The sequence below is a fragment of the Streptomyces sp. NRRL F-525 genome (assembly GCF_000716605.1).
Taxonomy (GTDB): Bacteria; Actinomycetota; Actinomycetes; order Streptomycetales; family Streptomycetaceae; genus Streptomyces.
In genome coordinates this window covers 1-440 of sequence record NZ_JNXE01000141.1, presented here as the reverse complement: position 1 = coordinate 440, position 440 = coordinate 1, and the positions used below count along the sequence as shown (strand labels likewise).

Below are 440 nucleotides of genomic sequence, written 5' to 3'. Positions count from 1 at the left end.
GGTCACGATTGGGTCTCGGCCGGAACCCACCCCTTGATTTGCGCCCGTGTAATCGTTTCCAATCCTCCGTGTAATCGATTCCACGAGGAGGTGGAACGACGATGGCGAGCATCAAGGACGTCGCCGCCGAAGCGGGCGTGTCCGTCGCGACGGTCTCCCGGGCGCTCAACGGCCACCCGTCGGTCAGCGCCGCCGCACGCGCCCGCGTGCTGGCCGCCGTCGAGACGCTGGGCTACCGTCCGAACGCCCTCGCCAGGTCGCTGCGCACCGACCAGACCCGCACCCTCGGCCTGGTCATCAGCGACGTGATGAACCCGTACTTCACCGAGCTGGCCCGTTCCGTCGAGGAGGAGGCCCGCGCGCTCGGCTACAGCGTCATCATCGGCAACGCCGACGAGCGGCCCGACCTCCAGGACCACCACGTCACCACGCTCCTGGAC

The 440-nt window shown here is 68.6% G+C and carries 1 protein-coding gene; it reads left to right on the top strand.

Annotation, left to right across the window (positions count from 1 at the left end; genetic code table 11):
- Positions 1-101 precede the first annotated feature (101 nt).
- Positions 102-440, top strand: a 339-nt coding sequence (locus tag OO69_RS48250) for a LacI family DNA-binding transcriptional regulator (RefSeq protein ID WP_033287406.1), incomplete at its 3' end; no start/stop codon positions are given.